Below are 7,365 nucleotides of genomic sequence, written 5' to 3'. Positions count from 1 at the left end.
GCGTTCGCCGCCGAGCTCACCGGCGTGCCCGCCGGGACGACCCGGGTGACGGTCCGCGCCGCCCGAGCTCGCGCCGCGCGTTCCGTCCGCGTCTGCGCCGGCCGCGCTCGCGCCGCATGTTCCGTCCGCGTCTGCGCCGGCCGCGCTCGCGCCGCATGTTCCGTCCGTGTCTGCGCCGGCCGCGCTCGCGCCGCACGTTCCGTCCGCGTCTGCGCCGCCCGCGCTCGCGCCGCACGTTCCGCCCGGGTCCGCCCCGACCGCGCCCGGCGTCGCGTTCTCGCCGGCCGCCGCGCTGGTCCCGGGCGACCCGCTCGGGGCGGCGCCCGGCGTGGCGGACCTCGTCGCGCCGGTCCAGGTGGTCACGGGTGCCGCGGTCGTCGGTCGAGCGGGCGAGGCCGAGCCGGTCGCGGCCGCGCTGGCGCTCGCGCTGCGTCGGGAGACGCGGTCGAAGGCGGCGACGGTCGCGGTGATCGGTCCGCCGCTGCCGGAGGGGAGTGGGGGAGGCGGCGCGGGACGGCGGCTGGCCGCGCGGCTGCAGGCGGAAGGCCTCGACCCGCGTGTGCGGGGCCGGCTCGCGTGGGTGCGGCTCGATCCGGCCGATCCGGAGCTGGCCGCGCTGGCGTGGCAGGTCGCGCTCGTCGCGGCGCCCGTGGTGTTCGCGGTCACCGCGCCGCGGACGGCGGCGATCGACGTCGCGCTCGCCGACCAGGACCTCGTCGTGCTCGTCACGGCGAACCCGGAGGGGCCACTGGCGATCGCGGCGACGGCGGGGCTGTCCCGCGTCGCGACCACGCCGCCACTGCGGCGTGGGCTGCCCCGCGAGCTCGCACGGGCCGGCCTCCGTCCCGCGGCCACGGTCCGACGCCTCATCCGCCCGGAACGAGGGAGCGACCGATGAGCGGCCCGGCGGCCCGAGCCCGACGCTCGGGCGGCATCAGGCGCGCGAGCTCCGAGCGCGGCCAGGCGTCGGTCCTGCTCGTCGGCGGCCTGGCCGGCGTCCTGATCGCCGTGGTCATCGCGGGCGCCGTCGCGAAGGCGGTCGGGCGCGAGGCCGCGGCGCAGCGAGCGGCGGATCTGGCCGCGGTCGCCGGCGCGAAGGCCATGCACGCGCACTACGACCGGCTGTTCGAGCCCGCGGTCATCGATGACGCCTCCAACCCGCGGCACCTGGAGAAGGAGGCGTACCTCGCGATCGGGCGCGCGGTGGCCTTGCAGGTCGCGGCCAAGAACGGCGCCGCCGCGATCGTGAGCTTCCCGGACGCCGGCACGATCGCGCCGGTGCGCGTGCGGGTCGCCGTCACCGACGTCGTCGAGGTCGGCAGGGGCAAGGCGAAGCAGGAGGCGACGATCCGGGCGACCGCGGAGGCACAGCTCGGCGCGTCACCGCAGCTCGGCTTCGCCAGCGGCGGCGGCTACGACGGCCCACTCGCGTACAGACAGGGCAAGCCGATGCGACCCGACGTGGCACAGGCGTTCGACCGCCTGGAGGCCGCCGCCAAGCAGGACGGGGTCGCGCTCACGATCAACAGCGGCTTCCGCTCGGACGCCGAGCAGGCGGTGCTGTTCGCCCGCAATCCGGACCCGCGGATGGTCGCGCCGCCCGGGAAGTCGCTGCACCGCAACGGCACCGAGCTCGACATCGGCCCGCCCGCGGCCTACGCGTGGCTGGCGTCCAACGCGACGCGCTTCCACTTCGTCCAGCGCTACAGCTGGGAGCCCTGGCACTACGGCTACACGCTCAATGCCGGCTCGGCGTCCTCCACCGGCAACGACGGCAAAGCGGGCGTCGGCCGCGGCGCGGTTCCGGGCTTCGTGCCGCCCAGGTTCGCGCCGATCCTGCGCGAGGCCGCGCAGCGCTGGAACGTCTCCGCCACGCTCCTCGCGGCGCAGCTGTACGCCGAGTCGAACTTCAACCCGTTCGCCGTCTCCAAAGCCGGCGCGCAGGGCATCGCGCAGTTCATGCCGGGCACGGCCCGGGCGTACGGCCTGGAAGACCCGTTCGACGCGACCGAGGCGATCAACGCCCAGGCGCACATGATGCGGGACCTGCTGCGCCAGTTCGGCAGCGTCCCGCTCGCGCTCGCCGCCTACAACGCCGGCCCGGGCCGCGTCGCCGCGTGCGGCTGCGTCCCGCCGTTCCCGGAGACGCAGGGCTACGTCGCCCGCATCCTCGGCCTGATGTCCGGCGCGGGCCAGCCACTCGCGCCCGGCGGCTCCGCGCTGACCGTCCGCCTGGTCTCGTGAAATGACTACGATCGCCCCCATGGCCTTCGTGCTCGGCGATAGCCCGATTCATCCGCTCACGGCCGACGAGGTCATGCGGATGTTGGACGCCGGGATCATCCCGAAGGACAACCGCTTCGAGCTGCTGCACGGGATGCTCACGGAGAAGGCCGTGAAAGGCCCCGACCACTGCGAGCTCAAGAGCCGTCTGGCCGAGTGGCTGTGGAACCCCGGTTCACATAGGGTCCGCATCGAGGGTGTCATCAGAGTGGCGGACGACACGTCGCTCCCTGAACCGGACATCGCCGTCGTCGAGCGTGCGGACCACCTGCACGAGCATCCGTACGGTGCGCTGCTCGTGGCCGAGGTGGCAAAGACGTCGCTCAAGACCGACACGCAGATCAAACCCCCGCTCTACGCCGAGGCCGGCATCCCTGAGTGCTGGGTCGTCGACATCAAGGCCGGACGCGTGCGCGTGTTCCGCGACCCGACCCCCGACGGCTACGCGACGTACACCACCCACGGCCCCACCGGCACGCTCCAGCCGCTCGAGGTCGACGTCGAACCGCTCGACCTGGCCGCGCTGTTCGACGGCCTGCGCTGAGAGAAGTCCACACCCAAGCAGTCGCGCGGTGGAGGCAACTCCCCTAGCGTGCGCCTCGCCGGACATGAAGGTCAGGAGGGGACTTGACCAGAGGGGGGATTGGGTTGCAGGGTTCCAAGCTCGTTGCCGGGCTCGCGGTGGCTACCGCGTTGCTCGTGCCGGGCATCGCGCAGGCGAAGACGACGCTCGTGGAGGTCCAAGAGACCAGCCACGCTGTGCTGCACAACCTCGAGGCGCTCGGCCTCGACGTGACGCACGAGGGTGAGACACGGACGGAGCTGATGCTCCACGGCCCCGAGGACAAGCAGATCCTCGAGGACGCGGGCTACGCCTACAAGGTGTTGATCGAGGACATGGAGGGCGCCAACGACGCCTACCTGGACTCCGAGGATGACCACCAGGAGCGCGCCGAGCGCGGCATCGCACCGCTGTCCACGCTCCCGACCGGCCGCGTCGCGTACCGCACGCTCACGGACGTCAACGCCGAGCTCCAGCAGCTCGCCGCGACCTACCCCGATCGGGTCAAGCTCTTCGAGCTGAGCAAGACGTCGCTGCTCGGCAAGACGATCTACGGCGTGGAGGTCAGCCACAACGTGGCGACCGCCGGCGCGAAGCCGAGCTTCCTGCTCAGCGGCGCCCACCACGCCCGCGAGTGGCCGACCGTCGAGTTCACGCTCGAGTTCGTCTGGGACCTGCTGCTCAACGACAAGCCCGGCGACGACGCGAGCGCGCTGCTCGAGAAGGGCAAGCTGATCGCGGTCCCGGTCGTCAACCCTGACGGCTACGACCTCAGCCGCTCGATGCAGAACGAGCAGAAGCGCAAGAACTGCCGCATCGCCGCCGGCGTCATCCCGACGCTCGCCGACTGCACGCTCGCCGCGAACGTCAACCGCGGCATCGACCTCAACCGCAACTACCTGCCGTTCTGGGGCGGCCCGGGCTCGAGCTCGAGCGCCACCGCCTCCAACACGCGTGGTGAGGCCCCGGGCTCCGAGCCCGAGATCCAGGGCATGATCGACCTGCTCAACAAGAGCAACGTCACCGTCGCGATCAACAACCACACGCCCGACCAGCGCCTGCTGCGCGCGCCGAGCTCCTCCAACGAGCCGGACGTCGTCGCCGACGAGGTCGCGTACGAGGCCCTCCTGCAGCGCCTCTCCAAGAACCTGCCCGGCTGGGCCGCGGGCCCGTGGACCGACGTCTACTACGAGGCGTCCTCGACCGCCGAGCAGCAGGCCTACTACGCCTACGGCGCGTTCGGCTTCACGCCGGAGGCGACCCCGGGCTTCTCCGGCACGCAGACGTTCCACCCGCCGTACCAGAACGTCATCGACAACTACCTGGGCACCGGCACGCGCTACGCGAACCAGACCATGCGCGGCCTGTACTACGACGCGTTCGCCGCGGCCACCGAGGCCGACAAGCACTCCGTGCTCACGGGCACCGCCCCGGCCGGCACCACGCTGACGCTGTCCAAGAGCACCACGCTGGACACCTCCAGCACCGTGTGGACGACGGGCCAGCCCGCCGAGGTCCGCGCCTTCCCGAACACGATCGCCCAGAGCATCACGGTCCCGGCGACCGGCAGGTTCGAGTGGCACGTCAACCCGTCGGTGCGCCCGAGCCAGTACAACGCGACGCACCTGGACGAGTCCTACACGCTCGTCTGCTCGGCGCCGGACGGCACGGTGCTCGAGCGCACCACGCTCAAGATCAAGCGCGGTGAGCTCGCGAACCGCAGCCTGTGCACGACCGGCAACGTCGGCGGCACGGTGCCGGCGACGCTCAGCCTCACGCTCGGCGTGCCGGCGACCTTCGGCGCGTTCGTGCCCGGTGTCGCCCGCGAGTACGACGCGAGCACGAAGGCGGACGTGATCAGCACGGCCGGCAGCGCGACGCTGTCGGTCTCCGACGCGGACACCGTGAACACGGGCAAGCTCGTCAACGGCGCGTTCGCGCTCGCGCAGCCGCTCCGCGCGGCGGCGTCGAGCCCGGCGGCCGGTGCCGGCTCCGCGCTCGCCGCGGTCGGCGGCTCCGCCAATCCCACGCCTTTGCTGACCTGGACCGCACCGGTCAGCAACGATCCGGCGACGGTGGCCTTCAAGCAGGCCATCGCTGCCGGCGACCCCCTGCGGACGGGGACGTACAGCAAGACGCTGACGTTCACGCTCTCCACCACGAACCCGTAGGGAGCGAATGTCCGCTCCGGCCACCCGTCGGCTCCGGCCGGCGGGTGGCCGGTCAGGCACCCAACCTTTCGGGGAGGGGTGGCGTAACACCCCGACTACGCTGGAATCCGTCTTGACGCAGAGTCTCCTGTCACCGTCTCGCCGCTGGGCCGCGCTCGTTGCCCTGCTGGCGTCGGGCGCCGTTCTCGGCGTGCTGCTCGTCCGCGGCGAAGACCCGTCCGCCGCGGTCGCGGCGCGCGGCAACGTCGGGCTCTGCACGAACCTGAAGGGCGATGCCGCGCGTGATTGCTACGCCCGCGAGGTCGGGCGTGAGCTCGTCGCGGCCGGTGGCCGGGCCGGCACGCCCCAAGCGATCTTCGCCGCGCCCGACGAGAGCACCACCAACGTCGTGACGTTCGCGTCACAGGACGACACGTCGGCCGCTCTGCTGTGCGAGCTGCACATCCGGGTCGGCGCGACCGACGAGAGCACGCCCTCCTGGACGAGCTGGGTCGCGCAGTGAGGCGCCTCCTCGTCGTCGCCCTCGCGGCGCTGATGCTCCTCACCGTCGCGAGCTGCGGCGGCAGCGAAGCCCCGAAGCCCGCGCCCGACGAGACGCTCACGAAGTCGATCGAGGAGGCCACCGCCGAGCCGGCGGCCACGGGCGACCTGAACTCCTGCGCCGGCCTCGTCCAGGACGAGGGCCGCTCCTGCTACTCCCGTGAGCTGGCCGCGATCGTCAACGGCGCGGGCGACCCGCTCGCCGCCGTCGAGGGCATCACCAAGGCCGCGTACGCCGACCAGTCCGGCTTCCTGCTGGCCAACTGCCACGGGATCATGCACACGGTCGCGCGCGAGTACGCGCTGCGCACCGGCCTGACGCTCGCGAAGCTGATGGACAGCCTGCCGCGCACGAACGACCCGGGCTGCTCGGCCGGCTACGCGCACGGCCTCGTCACCGCGGTCGCGCCGGAGATCGAGAAGGCGGGGCCGAAGGTGGCCGTCCGCCTGTGCGCGAATTCCGAGACGCGCTACCAGCGCTACAGCTGCACGCACGGCTTCGGCCACGCGTTCATGCGCCTGACCAACGAGGAGATCGCGTCCTCGCTGAAGATGTGCGAGCAGCTGGGCAGCGGCCTCGCCGCCGACTGCTCCCAGGGCATCTACCACGACTACTGGTTCGCGGTGAACGGCCTCGACTCCACCGCCAAGCCGAAGGACCTGGTGACCGACCCGCGTCAGCTGTGTGGCGCCCAGCCCGAGCTGTTCGTGCGCGTGTGCTGGTACCGCTCGTTCGTGGAGACGGCGAAAGGCACCCGGGTCGAGTCCGGCCCGCAGATCGACGAGCTGTGCTCCGGCCTCGAGGGCCTGCAGCGCCAGGCGTGCGTGACCGGCGCGAGCGTCATCGGCCCGCCGGACCCGGTCAACCAGCTCGCCGTCTGCGCCGGCATGGAGGTCGACACCGACGTCATCGCCTGCATCCGCGGCACCAAGGTCCAGAACCTCATGAACTTCCCGCCCGAGATGTCGGTGGACCTGATCAAGGCGTGCAACACGACCTTCCGCGGCGCGCTCGCGATCGCCTGCGACCGCTGGCTCGGCAAGACCCTCGGCGTCGTCAGCGACGGGAAGTTCCGCACCACCGGGTGCCCCGAGCTCCCGACGGCCGCTGCGCGCAAGGCGTGCGTCGCGGGCGTCAAGAGCATGGACGGCCCGCTCGTGACCTTCTCCTAGCCGGAGGGGGCGAACTCTGTCCACCGTGCCCTAGGAGGGGCATGTGGCCTTACCATTGCGAGCATGAGCACGGCAGTTGACGATCGGCTCACCGTCGAGGAGTTCTTGGCGCGCGAGTGGCCGCGCGGCACCCAGCTCATCGACGGCCATGTCGTCGTGAGTCAGCCGACTCCCCTCCACCAGCACGTCGTCCTCGAGATCGGCATGGCGCTCCGACTGTGGACCCAGAGCCCAACGGGCCGCGGCACGGCGATCCTGTCGCTCGATGTCGTGTACGACACCAGCGTCCTCGCGCCGGACGTGCTGTGGTTCGAGGAACCGCTGCCGCTTGACACCCGGCGTGCCGAGAAGGCTGCGAACCTGCTGGTCGAGGTTCGCTCGCGGAGCACCTGGCACTACGACCTCGGCCGCAAGCGCGAGCTCTACCTGGAACACGGTGTTCCCGAGCTGTGGCTTGTGGACACGGTGGGCCGTCGCGTGATCGTGCATCGCAGCGACGGCGTGTGGGAACGACACGCCGAAGAGGACTTGATCTCTCCCCAGATGCCCGAGTTCAGGGCGACTGTCGGCGACCTGATCCCCGCGCTCTAAGGAACCACCAACCGCAGCCCAAGGTGGGTGGGCGAGCGTCGGCCG

At 71.9% G+C, this 7,365-nt stretch carries 7 protein-coding genes; all 7 read left to right on the top strand.

Annotated features, from left to right (window positions below):
• The first annotated feature begins 166 nt into the window (after positions 1-166).
• Positions 167-898, top strand: coding sequence for a hypothetical protein (locus OJ997_RS30550; RefSeq protein ID WP_270029147.1), 732 nt, complete (start codon positions 167-169; stop codon positions 896-898).
• Entirely contained in the window at positions 895-2,244 is a 1,350-nt protein-coding gene (locus tag OJ997_RS30545) for a transglycosylase SLT domain-containing protein (RefSeq protein ID WP_270029146.1), read from the top strand. The genes OJ997_RS30550 and OJ997_RS30545 overlap by 4 nt, the downstream gene beginning before the upstream one ends.
• A gap of 19 nt (positions 2,245-2,263) precedes the next feature.
• Positions 2,264-2,827, top strand: a complete 564-nt coding sequence (locus tag OJ997_RS30540; RefSeq protein ID WP_270029145.1) for a Uma2 family endonuclease — start codon at positions 2,264-2,266, stop codon at positions 2,825-2,827.
• 104 nt (positions 2,828-2,931) lie between these two features.
• Entirely contained in the window at positions 2,932-5,016 is a 2,085-nt protein-coding gene (locus tag OJ997_RS30535; protein WP_270029144.1) for a M14 family zinc carboxypeptidase, read from the top strand.
• Between the two features lie 112 nt (positions 5,017-5,128).
• Positions 5,129-5,518, top strand: a complete 390-nt coding sequence (locus tag OJ997_RS30530) for a hypothetical protein (RefSeq protein WP_270029143.1) — start codon at positions 5,129-5,131, stop codon at positions 5,516-5,518.
• Positions 5,515-6,729: a hypothetical protein gene (locus OJ997_RS30525; protein ID WP_270029142.1), complete on the top strand. Its 1,215-nt coding sequence runs from the start codon at positions 5,515-5,517 to the stop codon at positions 6,727-6,729. Before OJ997_RS30530 ends, OJ997_RS30525 begins: the two co-directional genes overlap by 4 nt.
• A gap of 63 nt (positions 6,730-6,792) precedes the next feature.
• Positions 6,793-7,320 (top strand): Uma2 family endonuclease, encoded by a 528-nt coding sequence (locus OJ997_RS30520; RefSeq protein ID WP_270029141.1) that lies wholly within the window; start codon positions 6,793-6,795, stop codon positions 7,318-7,320.
• Positions 7,321-7,365: the final 45 nt, after the last annotated feature.

It is taken from the genome of Solirubrobacter phytolaccae (assembly GCF_027587195.1).
Lineage (GTDB): Bacteria > Actinomycetota > Thermoleophilia > Solirubrobacterales > Solirubrobacteraceae > Solirubrobacter > Solirubrobacter phytolaccae.
The sequence above is the reverse complement of the archived record's forward strand: the minus strand, read 5'-3'. Positions and strand labels throughout refer to the sequence as shown.

What these genes read in the sequence shown, in the direction of transcription:
- OJ997_RS30520 (WP_270029141.1), top strand. Translation starts at nt 6,793, where the DNA reads ATGAGCACGGCAGTTGACGATCGGCTCACCGTCGAGGAGTTCTTGGCG.
- OJ997_RS30545 (WP_270029146.1), top strand. Translation starts at nt 895, where the DNA reads ATGAGCGGCCCGGCGGCCCGAGCCCGACGCTCGGGCGGCATCAGGCGC.
- OJ997_RS30540 (WP_270029145.1), top strand. Translation starts at nt 2,264, where the DNA reads ATGGCCTTCGTGCTCGGCGATAGCCCGATTCATCCGCTCACGGCCGAC.